The sequence below is a fragment of the Acinetobacter pecorum genome (genome assembly GCF_014837015.1).
Classification (GTDB): Bacteria; Pseudomonadota; Gammaproteobacteria; order Pseudomonadales; family Moraxellaceae; genus Acinetobacter; species Acinetobacter pecorum.
The window spans coordinates 161,386-180,884 of the sequence record NZ_JACSPT010000003.1 but is presented as its reverse complement, the minus strand read 5'-3'; the positions used below and the strand labels follow the sequence as shown (position 1 = coordinate 180,884).

General features: G+C 46.3%; 17 protein-coding genes. 16 read left to right on the top strand and 1 reads right to left on the bottom strand.

The window, feature by feature from the left end; all coding sequences use genetic code 11:
* The first annotated feature begins 128 nt into the window (after positions 1–128).
* Positions 129–845 carry a response regulator transcription factor BfmR gene (gene bfmR, locus H9629_RS03940; RefSeq protein ID WP_004280782.1) on the top strand — a complete coding sequence of 239 codons (717 nt, stop codon included), beginning with the start codon at positions 129–131 and terminating at the stop codon, positions 843–845.
* A gap of 42 nt (positions 846–887) precedes the next feature.
* The gene (bfmS, locus tag H9629_RS03935) at positions 888–2,561 is read left to right on the top strand and encodes a sensor histidine kinase BfmS (RefSeq protein WP_064096466.1); all 1,674 of its coding nucleotides are present in this window, start codon (positions 888–890) and stop codon (positions 2,559–2,561) included.
* Between the two features lie 66 nt (positions 2,562–2,627).
* On the opposite strand, the gene H9629_RS03930 is transcribed toward bfmS, so the two are convergent.
* Positions 2,628–2,984 (bottom strand): hypothetical protein, encoded by a 357-nt coding sequence (locus tag H9629_RS03930; RefSeq protein ID WP_064096465.1) that lies wholly within the window; start codon positions 2,982–2,984, stop codon positions 2,628–2,630.
* Positions 2,985–3,555: 571 nt separating this feature from the next.
* Between H9629_RS03930 and H9629_RS03925 the strand changes: the two genes are divergently transcribed.
* The 14 genes from H9629_RS03925 (at position 3,556) to upp (ending at position 19,420) form a co-directional block, all read left to right on the top strand.
* Positions 3,556–4,101 (top strand): NADH-quinone oxidoreductase subunit A, encoded by a 546-nt coding sequence (locus H9629_RS03925; RefSeq protein WP_191730570.1) that lies wholly within the window; start codon positions 3,556–3,558, stop codon positions 4,099–4,101.
* Between the two features lie 6 nt (positions 4,102–4,107).
* A complete protein-coding gene (locus tag H9629_RS03920; RefSeq protein WP_064096463.1) occupies positions 4,108–4,788 on the top strand; it encodes a NuoB/complex I 20 kDa subunit family protein in 681 nt (226 codons plus the stop codon).
* Positions 4,789–4,879: 91 nt separating this feature from the next.
* Complete coding sequence (nuoC, locus tag H9629_RS03915) at positions 4,880–6,667, top strand: NADH-quinone oxidoreductase subunit C/D (RefSeq protein ID WP_064096462.1); 1,788 nt, start codon at positions 4,880–4,882, stop codon at positions 6,665–6,667.
* Positions 6,668–6,681: 14 nt separating this feature from the next.
* Positions 6,682–7,191, top strand: a complete 510-nt coding sequence (gene nuoE / locus H9629_RS03910; RefSeq protein ID WP_004280775.1) for an NADH-quinone oxidoreductase subunit NuoE — start codon at positions 6,682–6,684, stop codon at positions 7,189–7,191.
* Positions 7,188–8,519 (top strand): NADH-quinone oxidoreductase subunit NuoF, encoded by a 1,332-nt coding sequence (nuoF, locus tag H9629_RS03905; RefSeq protein ID WP_191730569.1) that lies wholly within the window; start codon positions 7,188–7,190, stop codon positions 8,517–8,519. Before nuoE ends, nuoF begins: the two co-directional genes overlap by 4 nt.
* 11 nt (positions 8,520–8,530) lie before the next feature.
* Entirely contained in the window at positions 8,531–11,209 is a 2,679-nt protein-coding gene (nuoG, locus tag H9629_RS03900; protein ID WP_191730568.1) for an NADH-quinone oxidoreductase subunit NuoG, read from the top strand.
* Positions 11,210–11,212: 3 nt separating this feature from the next.
* The gene (gene nuoH, locus H9629_RS03895; RefSeq protein ID WP_064096459.1) at positions 11,213–12,220 is read left to right on the top strand and encodes an NADH-quinone oxidoreductase subunit NuoH; all 1,008 of its coding nucleotides are present in this window, start codon (positions 11,213–11,215) and stop codon (positions 12,218–12,220) included.
* Positions 12,221–12,236: 16 nt separating this feature from the next.
* Positions 12,237–12,779: an NADH-quinone oxidoreductase subunit NuoI gene (nuoI, locus tag H9629_RS03890; protein ID WP_064096458.1), complete on the top strand. Its 543-nt coding sequence runs from the start codon at positions 12,237–12,239 to the stop codon at positions 12,777–12,779.
* Positions 12,779–13,297: an NADH-quinone oxidoreductase subunit J gene (nuoJ, locus tag H9629_RS03885; RefSeq protein WP_191730572.1), complete on the top strand. Its 519-nt coding sequence runs from the start codon at positions 12,779–12,781 to the stop codon at positions 13,295–13,297. Before nuoI ends, nuoJ begins: the two co-directional genes overlap by 1 nt.
* The gene (gene nuoK, locus H9629_RS03880) at positions 13,297–13,605 is read left to right on the top strand and encodes an NADH-quinone oxidoreductase subunit NuoK (RefSeq protein WP_004280769.1); all 309 of its coding nucleotides are present in this window, start codon (positions 13,297–13,299) and stop codon (positions 13,603–13,605) included. The genes nuoJ and nuoK overlap by 1 nt, the downstream gene beginning before the upstream one ends.
* Entirely contained in the window at positions 13,602–15,497 is a 1,896-nt protein-coding gene (gene nuoL / locus H9629_RS03875) for an NADH-quinone oxidoreductase subunit L (RefSeq protein ID WP_064096456.1), read from the top strand. Before nuoK ends, nuoL begins: the two co-directional genes overlap by 4 nt.
* A 1-nt stretch (position 15,498) precedes the next feature.
* A complete protein-coding gene (gene nuoM, locus H9629_RS03870) occupies positions 15,499–17,112 on the top strand; it encodes an NADH-quinone oxidoreductase subunit M (RefSeq protein WP_064102495.1) in 1,614 nt (537 codons plus the stop codon).
* Positions 17,113–17,115: 3 nt separating this feature from the next.
* A complete protein-coding gene (nuoN, locus tag H9629_RS03865) occupies positions 17,116–18,660 on the top strand; it encodes an NADH-quinone oxidoreductase subunit NuoN (protein WP_191730567.1) in 1,545 nt (514 codons plus the stop codon).
* Between the two features lie 124 nt (positions 18,661–18,784).
* Positions 18,785–19,420 (top strand): uracil phosphoribosyltransferase, encoded by a 636-nt coding sequence (gene upp, locus H9629_RS03860; RefSeq protein ID WP_064096453.1) that lies wholly within the window; start codon positions 18,785–18,787, stop codon positions 19,418–19,420.
* Positions 19,421–19,499 lie beyond the last annotated feature (79 nt).

Here is a 19,499-nt window from a genome sequence, read left to right as displayed (position 1 = left end):
ATCAGTTTGGTGAACGCCATCTTGTTTACAATGTAAACGTGTGTATATTGCAAGCATATTAAAAACGTATCTATTGGATTTCAAAAGGATACGCCTATAGCGTAGATCCACCATATAAGGGGCAATACATGAGCCAAGAAGAAAAGTTACCCAAGATTTTAATTGTTGAAGATGACGAGCGTCTTGCCCGTTTAACGCAAGAATACCTCATCCGTAACGGACTTGAGGTGGGGGTAGAGCCGGATGGCAACCGTGCCATTCGTCGGATTATTGCTGAACAGCCAGATATGGTGGTGCTGGATGTGATGTTGCCAGGTGCGGATGGCTTGACCATTTGCCGTGAAGTACGTCCACATTATCATCAACCGATTTTGATGTTGACGGCACGTACTGAAGACATGGATCAGGTTCTGGGCCTGGAGATGGGTGCAGATGACTACGTTGCTAAACCGGTTCAGCCGCGTGTATTGCTGGCGCGTATCCGCGCATTGCTGCGTCGTACGGACAAGGTGCCTGAAGATGAAGTGGCACAGCGTATCGAATTTGATGATCTGGTGATCGACAATGGCGGGCGTTCGGTAACCCTAAATGGCGATCTGGTTGATTTTACCAGCGCAGAATATGACCTGTTGTGGTTGCTCGCATCGAATGCGGGTCGTATCCTTTCCCGCGAAGATATTTTCGAACGTTTGCGCGGTATTGAATATGACGGTCAAGACCGTTCAATCGATGTACGTATTTCGCGTATCCGTCCAAAAATTGGTGACGATCCAGAAAATCCGAAGCGTATTAAAACAGTACGTAGTAAAGGTTATCTTTTCGTTAAAGAGACTAATGGACTTTAAGCAAATGTGGTTTTTTGCTTGAACAAGCAGGATAAATTATAGGTGTTTAAACACAGTATATTTTTGCGTATCTATGCAGGACTCGTCATCCTTGTCGTCTTGGTGGCGGTGTTCGGCTATTTGTTGGTACAGATTATCAACTATCAGCGTGCGCAAGAATATCGCGAATCCCTGACTGATGGCATGGCATATATCATCAGTGAGGGAGTTGCGCGCCAGCCAAATCTCCAGCAGAAGATGGATTGGATTTCTGATGCCTCCGATCTTCTGGAGTTACCCATTCATTATGTAGATGCCAGCAAGGTAGATATTACCCGTGCTGAAGCGAGACGTATTGCTGATCGAAAGGCTGTAGTGCGCTGGGATGCTGAGTCCGGTATCGCTTATATTGTGGTGGGACTGCGTGATGATCCGGATCATTACCTTTATATAAAGGCTGACAACATCACTGAACGCCAGATGAAGGCCTTGGCGGTCTTTATTCTGGATTATCTGGTTTATTATCCGGGTCAGGAAAAAGAATACCTTGCGCGTATTCAGGATTATTTCTCCTATCCGGTTTCCATTGAAAATGTTCAATCTCTGCCTTTGGACTCCGAGCAGATCGGACGTTTGCGTCTGGATCACAGTATTATTTTATACCGCGATAATGCTTCTATTCGTGGTACGACCATTTCAATTATTTCGCCAATTCCAGGCTCGACCTCCCAGGTCTTGGTCATGGGGCCAGTACCGTTATTTAACTGGATGCCATTCCAGTTGGCGACCGGTATTACCTTATTAAGCCTGTTTGTACTGAGTTTGGGTGTTTATGGCCTTCTGGTTCCGATGCAGCGTAAGCTGCGTGAAGTGAGCTATGCCTTAAACAAGATGAAGACGGGGAATATGTCATTGCGTCTTCCGGTGGATGGTAGTGATGAGATGTCTACACTGGCTTCCAGTTATAACAATATGTCAGACCATATCCAGCGCTTGATCGAAGCGCAGCGGGAGTTGATGCGTGCGGTTTCGCATGAATTGCGTACACCGGTGGCACGGATCCGTTTTGGTGTGGAAATGATGGCAGATGAAGATGACTACGAGTATCGTCTGCAACAGGTTGAGCAGATTGATAAGGATATTGAAGCGCTGAATACCTTGATTGATGAGATCATGACCTATGCCAAACTGGAACAGGGTATGCCATCGATTGAGTTTGAGCAGATTGATCTGTATGACGTGCTGAATCAGGTGATGGTGGAAACCCAAGCACTGAAAACCCATAAAATTATTGAATTACACCCAATGCCTGTGGCTGTGGTAGTCGAGGCGGAGCGTCGTTATCTGCATCGCGTGATTCAGAATCTGGTAGGGAATGCCATCCGTTATTGTGATAATAAGGTATTAATCAGCGGTGGTCTGGATCAGGACGGCCAAGCCTATGTGTGTGTGGAAGATGATGGTCCCGGAATTCCGGAAGTAGATCGTGCCCGTATTTTTGAAGCCTTCGCCCGTTTGGATGATAGCCGCACCCGAGCTTCAGGTGGTTATGGCTTGGGTCTATCCATTGTCAGCCGGATTGCCTACTGGTTTGGTGGTTCCATTCAGGTGGATCAAAGTCCAACCTTGGGCGGTGCGCGTTTTATCATGACCTGGCCGGCACAGCGTTATGTGAAAAAGAATAAACGCAAGTTGCTGGAAAAAAAGACTGAGGAAAGCAGTGATCATTCAGTTTAATACGATGTAAATAATGTATTGCCCATAAAAAACGATGCTGATGCATCGTTTTTTATAAGTAGTAATTTACTCTTGGATGGTGGCATCTGGTTCAATGAGTGGCTTTCCATCTCTTAAGCTTTGTAATGCTTCAGGGTTGCAATCGATCAGCAGTTGGGCATTTTTCACATCGACGTTATAGTGCTGAATCAATTTCTGGTCGCCTGATAGGGTTTCGACTTTATATTCATCAGCGATATTCATAATCCCATCCAGATTGACGCTGACAGACGCAAAATCATCCTGAAATAGTGCATTAATCTCATTTAATTCAAAAACAAGCTGGCTGGTGTTCTGGTTTTTCTGGACGTAATTTTGGATATGTCGAACGATTAATTGAGCATATAAAAAATAATTTGGTTTATGGGCATAATGCAGAGACATGCAGGGACTCCTTTATTGTTACTTTATAAAGTCATTGGGAACTAAGAAATACAAATAACATATTCTGAATCAGTCTGTTGAGTGTGTTGCAAAAAGACACAAATGCTTGTTTAACATTACGATAGAGCAGATGAACGTTAAATAGATGTTAAACCTGCATATTCAGCTAAAGAGCCTGTAAGAGAGTTAAAGCTTGGTCGGGATTTTGGAACCCTGTAATAAGTTTTAATCAGATTGGACTTGGAATTGGTTGATAAAAGGACTATATCTAAACAAATGGCTAGGAGTGCTGCAAATCGGAATGCGAGTGGTTTTGCATCCCCTTTTATAGAAAAATAAATAAAAATTTAAAATTTTATTCAATAAAACGATAAAAGCGGGTTCTGGGTGATGAAAGTGAAATTAAATGCTGAAATGCTTAAAAAATCATCCCAAAGACTAAGGCTTATAAACTAGCAAGTGAAATCATAAATCAGGTACAATTGGCGGGATTAATTTTGTGTATGGTGTATTTGAAGGCCAATACATACATTCTTTGTTAACAAATAGGCCTGCCAGGAGTTATCCCCGCATGAGTGCTATTACTCCATACGAATGGGCAATTATTGCCTTCGTGATCGGCGTTACATTTTTATGCGTCTTTATGCTGACTGTCCCGTTACTCCTTGGGGGTAAATCATGGGGCCGTGCCAAGCAGGAGCAGTTTGAGTCAGGTGTAGTTAGTGCAGGTGGAGCTCGTATCCGCTTGTCTGCAAAATTCTATTTAGTTGCAATATTCTTCGTAGTGTTTGATTTGGAAGCACTTTATCTATATGCATGGGCAGTTTCTGTTCGTGAAGTGGGTTGGATTGGTTTTGCAACTGCAGCTATCTTTATTTTAGTTTTACTTGTTGGTTTGATTTACGAATTATCGACAGGCGCACTCAATTGGGCACCTTCAGACAGACGTAAGGCAGCAGGAATTAAAGCTAAGATTGGTTCGCCAAATATGGATATTGCAGAAATTACGCGTTTCAACTCGGTTGAAGAATTGGTGATGGATCCTACGGGTCAAATCCCGGCTCAATCATCTGGTTTTGTGAAAAAGTCACAAGCTCAATTATCTGATAAGGAGTAATACGGGATGAAATATACATTAACCCGTGCGAATCCGAATGCTGATCAATATCCACTTCAGGAACGCATTGTTGTAGAAGATCCGTTGCTAGAAGAAGAAGTGAATAAAAATGTATTCATGACTCGCTTAGAGGATGTAGTACATACAGCAGTCAACTGGGGGCGTAAAAACTCAGTTTGGCCATTTAACTTTGGTACATCTTGCTGCTACGTAGAGTATGCGACGACTTTGACAGGCGTACATGACCTGTCACGTTTCGGTGCAGAGGTTATTCGTGCTTCACCGCGTCAGGCCGACTTGATGATCGTTGCCGGTACCTGCTTCGTAAAAATGGCACCAGTAATTCAACGTTTGTATGAACAAATGCTTGAACCGAAATGGGTTATTTCTATGGGTGCATGTGCCAACTCAGGTGGTATGTACGACATCTATTCGGTTGTACAAGGTGTGGATAAAATCATCCCTGTGGATGTGTATGTTCCAGGCTGCCCACCACGTCCTGAAGCTTTAATTCAGGCATTGATGCTGTTGCAAGACCAGATTCAACTAGAGCGACGTCCGCTTTCTGCGGTAATCGGTGATGATCTTAAGCCAGTGTATAAGCCAAAGATGATGCCGGAACGTGACCGTAAGAAAGACCAGCGTGTTGCTGTGAAAAACTTACGCTCTATGGATGAAATTAAATAATTTAAACGACAGGTTTTTTTGTTGTGCACCCGCTATGGGTGTAGTTGTCGTTTAGGTTGACTGAATTTGTATTAAATAGGAAGCCAAGCCAATGGCTGAAACTGACATTGCTATGCCAGAATCAACGCCTGTTGATTCACGCCCAGCATTTGCGATCATTGAAGAGCTCAAAACCAAATTTGGTGAGAACTTCTTTGTGCAAACGACTTTCGAGGATTTTCCGACAGTCTGGGTTGAGCGCGCACGTGTACAAGAAGTTTTAATGTTCTTGCGTACAGTGTCACGTCCTTACGTGATGTTGTTCGACCTGTCAGCGGTAGATGAGCGTCTGCGTACGCACCGCGACGGTTTACCTGCGTCTGACTTCACCGTGTTCTATCACCTGTTGTCGCTCGAGCGTAATACTGACATTCGTATTAAAGTTGCCTTAGCAGAAAGCGATTTGAATCTTCCAACGGCAACCAATATCTGGCCAAATGCCAACTGGTACGAACGTGAAGCTTACGATATGTTCGGGATCAATTTCGAAGGGCATCCAATGCTCCGTCGTATCTTGTTGCCAACCTATTGGGAAGGTCATCCGCTACGTAAAGAATATTCTGCGCGTGCGACTGAATATACGCCGTATCTGCAAGATAAAGCCAAACAGGACTACGAACAGGAACATCTTCGTTTCGTTCCTGAAGATTGGGGTATGAAGCGCGGCAATGCTGACGAAGACTTCATGTTCCTGAACCTGGGTCCGAACCATCCATCTGCGCATGGTGCTTTCCGTGTGATCTTGCAGCTGGACGGTGAAGAAGTTAAAGACTGTGTGCCTGACATCGGTTATCACCACCGTGGTGTGGAAAAGATGGCTGAACGTCAAACCTGGCATTCATTCATTCCATATACAGACCGTGTCGACTACCTCGGTGGCTGTGCACAGAACATGCCTTATGTGATGGGCGTGGAACAAATGGCGGGTATTACTGTACCTGACCGTGCCCAGTGTATCCGTGTCATGTTGTCGGAGTTGTTCCGTATCAATAACCACTTGCTGTTTATTGGTACCGCGATTCAGGATGCCGGCGGTATGACGCCAGTGTTCTACATGTTCGCCGACCGTCAGAAAGTCTACGATATCGTAGAAGCGATTACGGGTTATCGTATGCACCCGGCATGGTTCCGTATTGGCGGTACTGCCCACGACCTGCCAAATGGTTGGGACAAGCTGGTTCGAGATTTACTTGACTGGATGCCAAAACGTATGAATGAATACTACAAGGCTGCTTTACGCAACTCGGTATTTATGGGGCGTACCCAGGGTGTGGCGCAATACGATGCGAAATCGGCATTGGCTTGGGGTGTAACGGGTACAGGTCTGCGTGCTACAGGTATTGATTTCGACGTTCGTAAATACCGTCCATATAGCGGCTATGAAAACTACGACTTCGAAGTGCCTTTAGAGTACGAAGGCGATGCCTATGCACGTGTTATGGTGCATTTCCGTGAAATCGAAGAATCACTGAAAATTGTCAAGCAATGCTTAGACAACATGCCGTCTGGTGCATATAAAGCAGACCATCCACTGGCTGTTCCACCACCAAAAGACAAGACATTACAAGATATTGAAACCTTGATTACGCACTTCCTGAGCGTGTCTTGGGGTCCTGTAATGCCGGCAGGTGAAGCATCTGTGATGGCGGAAGTAGTGAAAGGCGCGTCGAACTACTACTTGACTTCAGACAAGTCAACCATGAGTTACCGTACCCGTATCCGTACACCAACCTTCACGCATTTACAGCAAATGCCTTCTGTGATTAACGGCAGCCTTATGTCTGACTTAATCATTTATTTAGCGACCATTGACGTCGTAATGGCTGACGTGGATCGCTAAGGGGTAAACGCATTATGATGATTTTGACTGATAAAAAGCCACGTGTGAATGTTGAAGGAATTTTGACTGCGGACGAAATTCACGATATCGAACATCATATGGGGCACTATCCATACCCACGTGCAGCGTGTCTGGATGCGCTGAAGTGTGTACAACGCCGTAATGGCTGGGTAGATGATGCGCAAATGAATGCCATCGCACAAATGCTGAGCATGAGCGTTGCAGATCTGGAAGGTGTAGCGACGTTCTATAACCGTATTTACCGTCAGCCGGTCGGTCGTCACGTAATTTTGTTATGTGACTCGATTGCGTGTTTCCTGATGGGTGCGGAAACTTTGGCAGAAGCATTCCAGCGCGAATTAGGCATTCAGTTTGGTCAAACGACTGCAGATGGTCGTTTCACTTTGCTGCCAATTTGCTGTCTGGGCAACTGTGACAAAGGTCCAACCTTAATGATTGATGAAGACACGCACGGTCTGGTTGAAGTGACTTCGGTGAAACAGCTGTTGGAGAAGTATGTATGAATACTGAACCAAAACCAATTTATGGCGACGGTAACCCGGAAACTCATCCGCTTACCTGGCGTTTAAGCAAGCAGGCCAACGTTCGTAATGCTGATGATTACGAAGCGCTGGAAGGTTATGCTGGCTTTAAAAAAGCCCTGTCTATGTCGCCTAAAGATGTATTGGAAGTGGTTAAGGCAGCGACTGTAAAAGGTCGTGGTGGTGCAGGCTTCCCGGCAGGCATCAAATGGTCATTGATGGCGCCAAATGACAACTCGGGTCCACGTTACCTGATTTGTAATGCCGATGAGATGGAACCAGGTACCTTTAAAGACCGTTTGCTGATGGAAGATCTTCCTCATCAATTGATCGAAGGTATGCTGATTGCAGGCTATACGCTGGAAGCGACCCACGGTTATATCTTTATCCGTGGCGAGTACATCGAAGCTGCAAAATACTTAAATGAAGCACTTGAGCAAGTTCGTGCCAAAGGCTACCTAGGGGACAACATCCTCGGTACCGGCTGGAACTTCGAGTTGCACGTGCATACCGGTGCGGGCCGTTATATCTGTGGTGAAGAAACTGCATTGATTAACTCGCTTGAAGGTCGCCGTGCCAACCCGCGTACCAAGCCGCCATTTCCACAGGTTGCAGGTGCTTGGGGTCGTCCTACGATTGTCAACAACGTAGAGACCTACAATAACTTGCCAGCTATTATGCTGCGCGGTCCTGAATGGTATATCAACCTGTCTGCGGGTAAGTCGAAAGATCCGGGCACCAAGATTTATGGTGCATCAGGTAAGGTGAAATTCCCGGGTTTATGGGAACTGCCATTTGGTACAACAGCGCGTGAAGTGATTGAAGAACACGCTGGTGGTATGCGCGATGGTTTGAAACTGAAAGCATGGTTACCGGGCGGTGCATCAACTGACTTCCTGGCTGCCGAGCATATTGATCTTCCTATGGATGCGGAAAGCATCATGAAAGCAGGTTCACGTTTAGGTACCTGTCTGCTCATGGTGGTTGATGAAACCCAGTGTATGGTTTCAGCGACACGTAACCTCGAAGAATTCTTTGCACGTGAATCATGTGGTTTCTGTACACCTTGTCGTGATGGCTTGCCTTGGGCTGTGAAAGCGCTAAAAGCACTCGAAGATGGTACAGGTAAGAAAGAAGATATCGATCACTTACAAGAACTAACTCGTAAGCTTTGGATTGGTAAAACTTTCTGTGCGCATGCTCCTGGTGCAATGGAGCCGCTTATGGGTGCACTCAAACATTTCCGTGGTGAATTTGAAGCGAAGGTCGTCAATGCCGCCGCTCAAGTTAGCTCCGTAGAACAAGCTTAAGGAATTCGACTATGGCTACAATTCATGTCGATGGCAAATCGTATGAAGTCAACGGCTCGGAAAACTTGCTACAAGCATGTTTGAGTCTTGGTATTGATATCCCATACTTTTGTTGGCATCCATCCTTAGGTTCTGTCGGCTCTTGCCGTCAATGTGCCGTGACCCAGTACGCGAATCCAGAAGATACGCGTGGTCGTTTGGTCATGTCATGTATGACACCTGCAGCAGACAATACCTACATCTCGATTGAAGACAAAGAAGCCAAGGATTTCCGTGCTTCGATTGTTGAATTCTTGATGACCAACCACCCGCACGACTGTCCAGTCTGTGAAGAGGGCGGTCACTGTCATTTACAAGATATGACTGTAATGACACAGCATGACCGTCGTCGCTACCGTTTCACCAAACGTACGCATTACAACCAGGAACTTGGTTCGTTTATTGCGCACGAGATGAACCGTTGTATCGCATGTTACCGTTGTGTGCGTTACTACAAAGACTACGCAGGCGGTACCGACTTTGGCGTGTATGCCAACGCATCACGCGTGTACTTCGGTCGTCCAGAATCAGGCACTTTAGAGTCTGAATTCTCGGGTAACCTGACTGAAGTGTGTCCGACTGGTGTATTCACAGATAAGACTCACTCTGAACGCTACAACCGTAAGTGGGACATGCAGTATGCGCCAAGCGTATGTCAGGGCTGTTCTTCAGGCTGTAACATTTCTCCGGGTGAACGTTATGGCGAGCTTCGTCGTGTAGAAAACCGTTTTAACGGTGAAGTGAACCAATACTTCCTATGCGACAAAGGCCGTTTCGGTACTGGTTATGTGAACCGTGCAGACCGTCCACGTCAGCCACAATTCCGTAATGGTGCTACTGTTGAAACTGTTTCAGTTGATGCAGCACTCGATACGGTTATTGCAAATATCCAGGGCAAAAAAGTACTGGGTATTGGTTCGCCGCGAGCATCTCTTGAATCGAACTACGCACTTCTTGAGCTGGTTGGTCAAGATCGCTTCTCAACCGGTCTGTCTCAAAAAGAGCAAAACCTGGTTGAACTGGCTGCTTCTATCATGCAAACCGAGGGTGTATACAACCCGAACATGCGTGAAATTGAGAGCTATGATGCGGTACTGATTCTGGGTGAAGACCTGACTCAAACTGCACCTCGTATGGCTTTATCTGTTCGCCAGGCTGCGAAAAATAAAGGCAAAGAGATGGCAGCAGAGCGCCGTACCCAAGAATGGCTGGCTGAACCGGTACAACGTATTGCCCAAGATGCCAAATCTCCGATTTACATTCTGGCAGCGACTCAAACCCGTTTGTCTGATGTTGCTGAAGGGGAAGTGGTTGCGTCTCCAAACGACATCGCGCGTTTAGGCTTTGCGATTGCGGCAGGCGTGAAAGGTGAGAGCATCCTTGGTTTAGACGATGACGCGAAAGCATTTGCACAAACGATTGCGGACACTTTAAAAGCTGCCAAGAAACCTCTGATCGTTTCGGGTACAAGCCTGCAAGATCCTGCCATTATGGAAGCTGCGGCACAAGTTGCACAGAATCTGGGTAATGCCGGTTTGACCTTGACTGTTCCTGAAGTGAACTCGATGGGTATGGCAATCTTTGGTGGTCAAAGCCTGGAGCAAGCATTTGCACAAGATTACGATACTGTCATCGTAGTTGAAAATGACCTTTACCGTCGTCTTCCTGCTGCACAGGTCGATGCTGCACTTGCAGGTAAAGAAGTGATCGTACTGGATCACTCTGAAACTGAAACAGTGAAAAAAGCCGACATCGTGCTTTCTGCTGCAAGCTTCGCGGAAGGTGATGGTACGGTTGTATCGCAAGAAGGCCGTGCACAACGTTTCTACCAAGTGTATGACCCAAGCTACTACAATCCTGAACTGGCGATTAAAGAATCTTGGCGCTGGTTACACGCTCTGGAAACAGGCGTGAAAGGCAAAGCGATTTCTTGGACTTTGCTGGATGACGTGATCGAATCAGTGGCAAAAAACATTCCAGCGCTGGAAGGCATTCTGGATGTTGCACCTGATGCGGGCTTCCGTGTACATGGTCTGAAAGTGGCACGTGAACCACGTCGTTACTCAGGCCGTACTTCGATGCGTGCGCCATTGTCTGTCCACGAGCCGAAACAGCCAACCGATATTGATTCTGCATTAACATTCTCTATGGAAGGTTATGTGGGTAATGAAACACCATCTCCACTGATTCCATTTGCCTGGTCAGCAGGCTGGAACTCTCCACAAGCCTGGAACAAGTACCAGAATGAAGTGGGTGGCCACTTGAAAGGTGGTGATTCAGGTGTTCGTCTATTCGACCGTTTACCAAAACGTCCAGCGCGCAGTTTTGTTGCACCGGCACCTGTTTTGGTGAATGCTGAGAGCTTCCGTTTGGTGCCAATGCACCATATCTTTGGTTCAGGTGAATTCACAGTAAAAACACCAGCGATGGAAACCCGTATTCCTGAACCGGTATTTGCAGTAGGTGAACAGGATGCTGCTCGCTTGAATGTTCAAGATGGTCAGCGGATTACAGTTAAAGCAGGTGAAACGTCGATTGTTCTTCCTGTACAAGTAATCGAATACTTACCAACAGGTTATATTGGTTACCCAATCGGTCTTGCACCGACGGTATCTCTTGCAGAGCCTGTTTCAGTCGCGGTAGGAGCGTAATTCATGGAACAAGAATTAATCCGTCAAACGCCGCTGTGGGCTGAAAACTGGCCAATCGCCTATTCAGTCATTCAAGCGATCGTGATCTTGCTGGTTGTGGTACTGATCGCTGCGTTGATGTCTTTTATTGAACGTCGTTTACTCGGCTTGTGGCAAGACCGTTACGGTCCGAACCGTGTTGGTCCGGGCGGTATGTTCCAGATTGTTGCCGACATGCTGAAAATCATGTTCAAGGAAGACTGGACCCCCAAATTTGCTGACAAATTGACTTTCCGGATGGCGCCAGCAGTTGCGATGGCAACTGCGGTGCTGTCGTTCATGGTTATTCCTGTTTCACCGTATCTGGGTGTTGCAGACATGAACATCGGCCTGTTGTTCTTTATGGCAATGGCAGGGATTGCAGTCTATGCAGTCCTGTTCGGTGGCTGGTCATCCAACAACAAATATGCCTTATTGGGCGGTTTGCGTTCTGCAGCTCAAACTATTTCGTATGAAGTGTTCCTAGGTATCTCGCTCATGGGTGTGGTGGCAATTGCCGGCTCATTCAACATGCGTGAAATCGTTGAAGCACAAAAAGACGTATGGTTTGTGATTCCTCAGTTCCTTGGCTTCCTGATTTTTGTGGTTGCGGGTGTGGCGGTAACGCATCGTCATCCATTTGACCAACCAGAAGCGGAACAGGAACTGGCGGAAGGTTACCATGTCGAATATGGCGGTATGAAATGGGGGATGTTCTTCGTTGCGGAATACGTTAACGTGGTACTGATCTCTGCATTGATCGTGACTCTATTCTTTGGTGGCTGGCTTGCGCCATTCAACCTTGATATTCCGTTCCTTCCAGCAGCATTCTGGTTCATTATCAAAACAGCATTCTTTGTAATGATGTTTGTACTGGCGCGTGGTTCATTAATGCGTCCACGTTATGACCAGGTAATGAACTTTGGTTGGAAAATTTGCTTGCCATTAGCTCTAGTTAACCTGTTGGTAACTGGCGCGGTTATCTTGTGGTAAGGGCAGGGAGAACAAAATGTTTAAATTTCTAGCCGGGTTTGGATCGATTGTTCGTTCGCTTTGGATGGTGTTCAGCCATGCAACGCGTAAACGTGACACTATTCTTTACCCAGAAGTACCAGCCGAAGAAATCGTGCCGCCACGTTTTCGTGGTCGTATCGTATTGACACGTGACCCTGATGGCGAAGAACGCTGCGTGGCATGTAACCTGTGTGCGGTTGCCTGTCCGGTAGGTTGTATTTCATTACAAAAAGCAGAACGTGAAGACGGTCGCTGGTATCCGGAATTTTTCCGTATTAACTTCTCGCGCTGTATTTTCTGCGGTATGTGTGAAGAAGCGTGTCCAACCACTGCGATTCAAATGACGCCTGACTTCGAGCTTGGCGAATATGTTCGTCAGGACTTGGTTTATGAAAAAGAACACCTGCTGATTTCTGGTCCTGGTAAATATCCTGACTATAACTTCTACCGTGTAGCCGGTATGGCAATTGCAGGCAAGGACAAAGGTCAGGCACAGCGTGAAAGTGCACCTGTTGATGTACGGAGTCTATTACCATGATGTGGCCATTTTATTTAATGGCCCTTGTGGCCATTGTCTCTACGGTTCGCGTGGTTACTAACGCGAATCCGGTACATGCTTTATTAAGCCTGATCGTATCCCTGCTTGCAGTCGCAGGCATGTTCCTGATTGTCGGTGCGCCTTTTGCGGGTGCACTGGAAGTCATCGTTTATGCGGGTGCGATCATGGTATTGTTCGTATTCGTCGTAATGATGCTGAACCTGGGTGAGCAGACTGTTGAACAAGAACGTAAATGGTTGACTTCATCAGCCTGGGCTTATCCGGCACTGATGAGCTTCCTGATCGGTCTGGTGCTGGTGTGGGTATTAAGTTCTGACTACACGCAAGCTTCACTGGTGATGGGTACAGAAATGGTGGGCCCGAAAGCAGTGGGTCAATCACTCTTTACGCAGTACTTGTTGTTGGTTGAAGTTGCCGCGATGTTATTGCTTGCTGCATTAGTAGCTGCATTCCATTTAGGTAAACGTGAACCAGATGCAGAAGAGGAAAAAGAATAATGGGCAACATCCCTTTAGAGCATGGTTTGATCGTTGCATCTATTCTCTTTGCACTGGGTTTTTACGGTGTAATGGTGCGACGCAACCTACTATTTATTTTAATGAGCCTTGAAATCATGATGAATGCTGCTGCTCTGGCATTCGTTTTGGCGGGCAGTGCATGGGCACAGCCAGACGGTCAGATCATGTTTATCCTGATTTTGACACTTGCTGCGGCAGAGGCTTGTATTGGTCTTGCGATCGTCCTTCAGTTCTATCATCGCTTCCATCACCTGGATGTGGATGCTGCTAGTGAGATGCGCGGATGAGTTATTTATATCTAACAATTTTATTTCCGCTCATTGGTTTTGTCCTGTTAGCGGCGGGGCGCAACAAGCTTCCGGAATCTGTTGCAGCCATTATTGGTGTCGGTGCAGTCGGTTTATCTGCGCTGTTCGCACTGATTGCAGGTATGGACTTTGTTAACAATGGTTCAACTGCAGTAGTACAACATCTCTGGACTTGGTTCAGTGTTGGTGGTTTTGCACCGGGCATCAGCTTGCAGCTAGATGGCTTGTCTTTATTGATGCTGGGTATGGTGACAGGTGTGGGTTTCTTGATTCACATCTTTGCATCATGGTACATGCGCGGTGAAGAAGACTTCGCACGTTTCTTCTCTTACTTCAACCTGTTCGTTGCTAGCATGTTGTTGCTGGTATTGGGTGACAACCTGGCGTTGTTATTCCTGGGTTGGGAAGGCGTAGGTCTGTGTTCATACCTGCTGATCGGTTATTACTACCAGAACCCTGCAAATGGTCTGGCGGCAATCAAGGCATTTACCGTGACCCGTATCGGTGACGTATTCCTGCTGATTGCCATGTTCCTGATCTTCCAGCAATTTGGTACCTTGAACATTCAGTACATCGTTGAAAATGCAGCGACTGTAATGACCCAAAGTTCATCTTTGACCATCTGGACAGCATTGTTATTGTTCTTGGGTGCGGCGGGTAAATCTGCACAGATCCCGTTACAAACATGGTTAGCCGATGCGATGGCAGGTCCGACACCTGTTTCTGCATTGATCCATGCTGCGACCATGGTAACCGCAGGTGTTTACCTGTGCTGCCGTATGTTCGCAGTATTTGAACTTGCACCAGAAGTGATGGTATTTATTTCGATCACAGGTGCGGTGACATTGCTTGTAGCTGGTTTTGCTGCACTGGTTCAAACCGACATCAAACGTATTCTGGCTTACTCAACTATGAGTCAGCTGGGTTATATGTTTATGGCTGTAGGTGCTGAAGCGTATCAGGCAGGCCTATTCCACATGCTGACACACGCATTCTTCAAGGCACTCTTGTTCTTGTCGTCTGGTGCGGTGATTCTGGCTTACCATCACGAACAAAACATCTTCAAGATGGGCGGTCTGTTCTACAAGAACAAATTCCTGTTTGCATGTTTCGCGATTGGTGGCGGTGCATTGGCAGCGATCCCATTCCTGACCATTGGTTTCTTCTCAAAAGACGCGATTCTTGCTGCAGTCTGGACGCAAAGTCATGTTGCCGGTTTGCCGGTATATAACACGCTGTACTGGGTTGGTGTTGCAGGTGCATTCTTAACGTCTATTTATACATTCCGCTTAATCTGGGTTGTATTCTTCGGCAAAGAAAACACGCCTTATCACGAAATCAAAGGTGCAACATACTGGGCGCCATTGGCGATTCTTGCTGTACTTTCTACAGGTCTTGCGATCGTTCTGAAAGCACCAGTAATGAGCATTCTGGATGCTGCACGAATTCCAGCCTTTATTATTCCTGAAGCGCTTGAAGCAGGTGCACATGGTGCTGAATACATCGCAATCGCTGTTGCTTTGACAGGACTGGTAGTCGGTGTAGTACTGTTCGCTTTTGCTTACAGTGCCGTAAAACGTTTTGCAGCTACTTCTGTGGGTGCTGGTCTGGTCAATATCTGCCGTAATGCATTAGGTTTCGATACGCTTTATGACATCATTTTCGTGAAGCCATACTTATTGTTCGCGAAGATCTTTGGTCGTGATCCGATTGATGGCCTGTGGCTGGTACTTCCTGCACTTGTTAAAGGTGGTAACAGCTTTACAAGTTCACGTCAAACCGGTTTAGTACGTGAATATGCATCTAGTATGGGGCTCGGTGTCGTTGTCCTGCTGATGATCTTGATCGTGATTCAGGTTGTGGGGAAATAAAATGGAAGCTCCAAACAATATTATTTTGCCGGCTCTGATCCTCATTCCGTTCATTGCAGGTTTCATATGCTGGTTGGTCGATAAACTCGACCAGCACTTGCCGCGTTATATCGCGTTGATCGGTATGCTGGTGACGTTGGTCTTGACTATCGTCCTTTGGCAGACTGGTACTTATAACTATGAATTGGGCGGTGCTACACCTTCGTGGGCTGCCGAATTCAAACTGCCTTGGATTCAAACCCTGGGCATTAACATTCACCTTGCAGTGGATGGTTTATCACTTCTTATGGTTGGTTTGACTGCACTTCTAGGTGTTTTGGCAGTCGGCTGTTCATGGGGTGAGATTCAAAAGAATGTGGGTTTCTTCCACCTGAACCTGTTATGGTCTTTGGGTGGTGTCATCGGTGTATTCCTTGCGATTGACCTGTTCCTGTTCTTCTTCTTCTGGGAGATGATGCTGGTGCCAATCTACTTCCTGATTGCCCTTTGGGGTCATAAAGGGGCAGAAGGCAAGTCACGCGTATATGCAGCAACCAAGTTCTTCATCTACACGCAGGTTGCAGGTCTGGTGATGCTGATTGGTATCCTGGGTCTGGTGACTGTAGGCTACACCCTGACTGGCGAAATCCGTTTCGACTACAACTATTTATTAGGTGTGGCGAATACGCTTGATGCTCAGGCTCCAGCAGTTGCTTATGCATTCATGATCTGTTTATTCATCGGTTTTGCGGTAAAACTTCCAGTTTTCCCATTACACGGCTGGTTGCCAGATGCACATGCACAAGCACCAACAGCGGGTTCTGTCGATCTTGCAGGTATCTTGATTAAGACAGCTGCATACGGTCTGCTTCGTTTTGTGATTCCATTCTTCCCGGCAGCATCTGCACAGTTTGCAGACTTCGCGATCATTCTGGGTTTAATCGGTATCTTCTACGGTGCTTGGTGTGCTTTCCAGCAAACCGACATGAAACGCTTGTTGGCTTATACCTCTATTTCACACATGGGCTTCGTTTTACTTGCGATCTACGCAGGTAACATCCTGACCTTCCAGGGTTTGATGATCATGATGTTGGCACATGGTATTTCATCTGCTGCACTGTTCATTATGTGTGGTCAGGTATACGAGCGTGTGCATACGCGTGATATGCGTTTGATGGGTGGTATGCGTGGTCAGTTCCCGTATCTTGCATTCTTCCTGATGTTCTTCGTTGCGGCATTGGTGGGTATTCCAGGTCTAGGTAACTTCATTGGCGAGTTCCTGATCCTGATGGGTGCTTATGCACAATTCCCGGCGTTTACCATTCTTGCTGCGATCAGCTTGGTGTTTGCGGGTCTGTACGGTCTGATCCTGATTCACAAAGCCCTGTTTGGTGTACCAAGTGAAGCACAAAAGCAGCACTATACAAATCCGTTAAAAGATCTAAATGCACGTGAAACTGTATTATTGCTGATCTGTGCGTTTGGTCTACTTTGGCTTGGTCTATATCCACAAAGCTTCCTTGATATTTCAAACTCAAGCATGGCGTGGTTAGCGAATAGCTACATTCCAGTTCAAGAAGTGGTTGAAGTTACTAATCAAGTAACGACTCAACTTGAAAATGTGGAGATCCAATAAGCCATGAACTTCACAATGTCTTTTTCTGAGCTTATGCCTCTAGCACCTGTGATGATCGTGTCGTTAACTGCGATCGTCGTGATGTTGCTGACCGCAATCAAGCGTAACCATAATCTGGTGGCTACAACCACAGTGATTGGTTTAAACCTTGCTGCGATTTATATCATTTTCGTTTTGTTGGCGGGCGTATTTGCACCTGCCAATGTGATGAATCTGTTCCTCGTAGATCCGTTTACGATGCTGTACCAGTTTGTGATCCTGATTGCTGCACTTGCATGTAGCACTCTGTCACATGCCTACATCGAAACTTATAAAGATAACCGTGAAGAGCTGTATATCTTGATGCTGATATCCGTTGCGGGTGCCATGCTGATGGTAGCAAGCTCGCACTATGCATCATTCTTTATCAGCCTTGAATTGATGTCGATTCCTGTATACGGCTTGTTGGCATATACACATCAACGTTCTCAATCGCTTGAAGCAGGTGTGAAATATCTGGTGCTTTCAGCAACGGCATCTGCAATGCTGTTGATGGGTATGGCCTATGTTTATGCTTATACCGGCAGCTTAAGTTTCGTTGCAGAACCGGGCAAGCTGTTTACTGCATTCAGCCAACCGGCTGTCGTGATTGGTCTGGCATTAATTGTATTTGCTGTGGCATTTAAATTATCGCTGGCACCATTCCACAAATGGACACCAGACGTATATGCGGGTGCACCAGCCCCAATCGCGACTTTCCTTGCGACAGTAGCGAAAGTGGCAATGATTGGCCTGTTTGTTCGTTATGCTTTGTCTTCAGGCCTAATCCTGGCGGACAGCTTCGTTACTATCATTTCGATTATTGCGGTTCTGTCTATCCTTGCAGGTAACTTGCTGGCGGTTCGTCAGGTGAACTTGAAACGTATCCTGGCATACTCTTCAATTGCACACTTTGGTTATTTGCTGGTTGCCATCGTTACTTCGCGTAATACCGATTTCTTGCAGGTTCAAGGTTTTGCAACTTTTGAAAGTGTAAACGTTTACGTGATTACCTATGTGTTAACGACGATTGGTGCGTTCGGTGTCGTGACACTCATGTCTAGTCCGTATAACAATACTGACGAAGCGGGTAGTCTGGCTGAATACCGTGGTCTGTTCTGGCGCCGTCCGGTATTGACTGCTGTATTAACCGTCATGATGCTGTCTCTTGCAGGTATTCCTTTAACTGCCGGTTTTATCGGTAAGTTCCTGGTGATTAAAACTGCAGTTGCAGGCGAAGCATGGTTCCTGAGTGCAATGGTTATCCTAGGCTCTGGTATCGGTTTGTATTATTACCTGCGTGTAATGGTTGTACTTTATATGACACCGCCTGAAACACCACGTCTAGATGCGGTGAATCATTGGGGTCAAAAAGTCGGCGGTATTATGGTGCTGCTTGCTGCGCTTGCGGTACTTGTGGTTGGTGTCTACCCAGATCCAGTGATTGCAGTATCTAAGTATGCGTTCTTTGCAATGTCACCTGAATTACAGCAGTTCATTTTTACTCTGGTACAAAGTGGTTTTAACTAATATCTGCAAAGATTAATGTTATTACAAAAAAAGCCTCCATGATTGGGGGCTTTTTTATTTATACAAACGAATAAATGCCTTTATAATAGCGGAAATTTATCTTTAACCTTTTAGGTGTTCTCCCGTGGCAATCCATGAAATCCGTCATCCGCTCATCCGACATAAACTTGGTTTACTCCGTCGTGCAGATATCAGTACCAAGAACTTCCGTGAGTTAGCTCAAGAAGTGACGATGCTTCTGACTTATGAAGCGACCAAAGACCTGCCAATGGTTGAACACGACATTAACGGCTGGAATGGGGCTGTAACGGTTGACCGTATTGCCGGTAAAAAAATCACGGTTGTGCCGATTCTACGGGCCGGTATTGGCATGCTCGATGGTTTCCTTAACCTGATCCCAAGCGCAAAAGTATCTGTACTTGGTTTAGAGCGTGATGAAGAAACTCTGGAAGCACGTACTTACTATAAAAAACTGGTTCCAGACGTACAAAACCGTATCGCAATGATCATTGATCCAATGTTGGCGACAGGTTCTTCTCTTGTAGCGGCAATTGACGTGCTGAAAGCCAGCGGTTGTAAAGACATTCGTGTGATGGTTCTGGTGGCTGCGCCGGAAGGGATTAAACGTGTAGAAGCTGCACACCCGGATGTCATTATGTTTACTGCATCCATTGACAGCGGTTTAAATGAAAATGGTTATATCGTTCCGGGTCTTGGCGATGCTGGCGATAAAATCTTCGGTTCAGTTCAAAAAGACTAATTTTTGAATAGAATGAAAAAAGGGGCTACTACAGCCTCTTTTTTATATAATGTAGAAAAGGCATTTTCAGAATAGGACA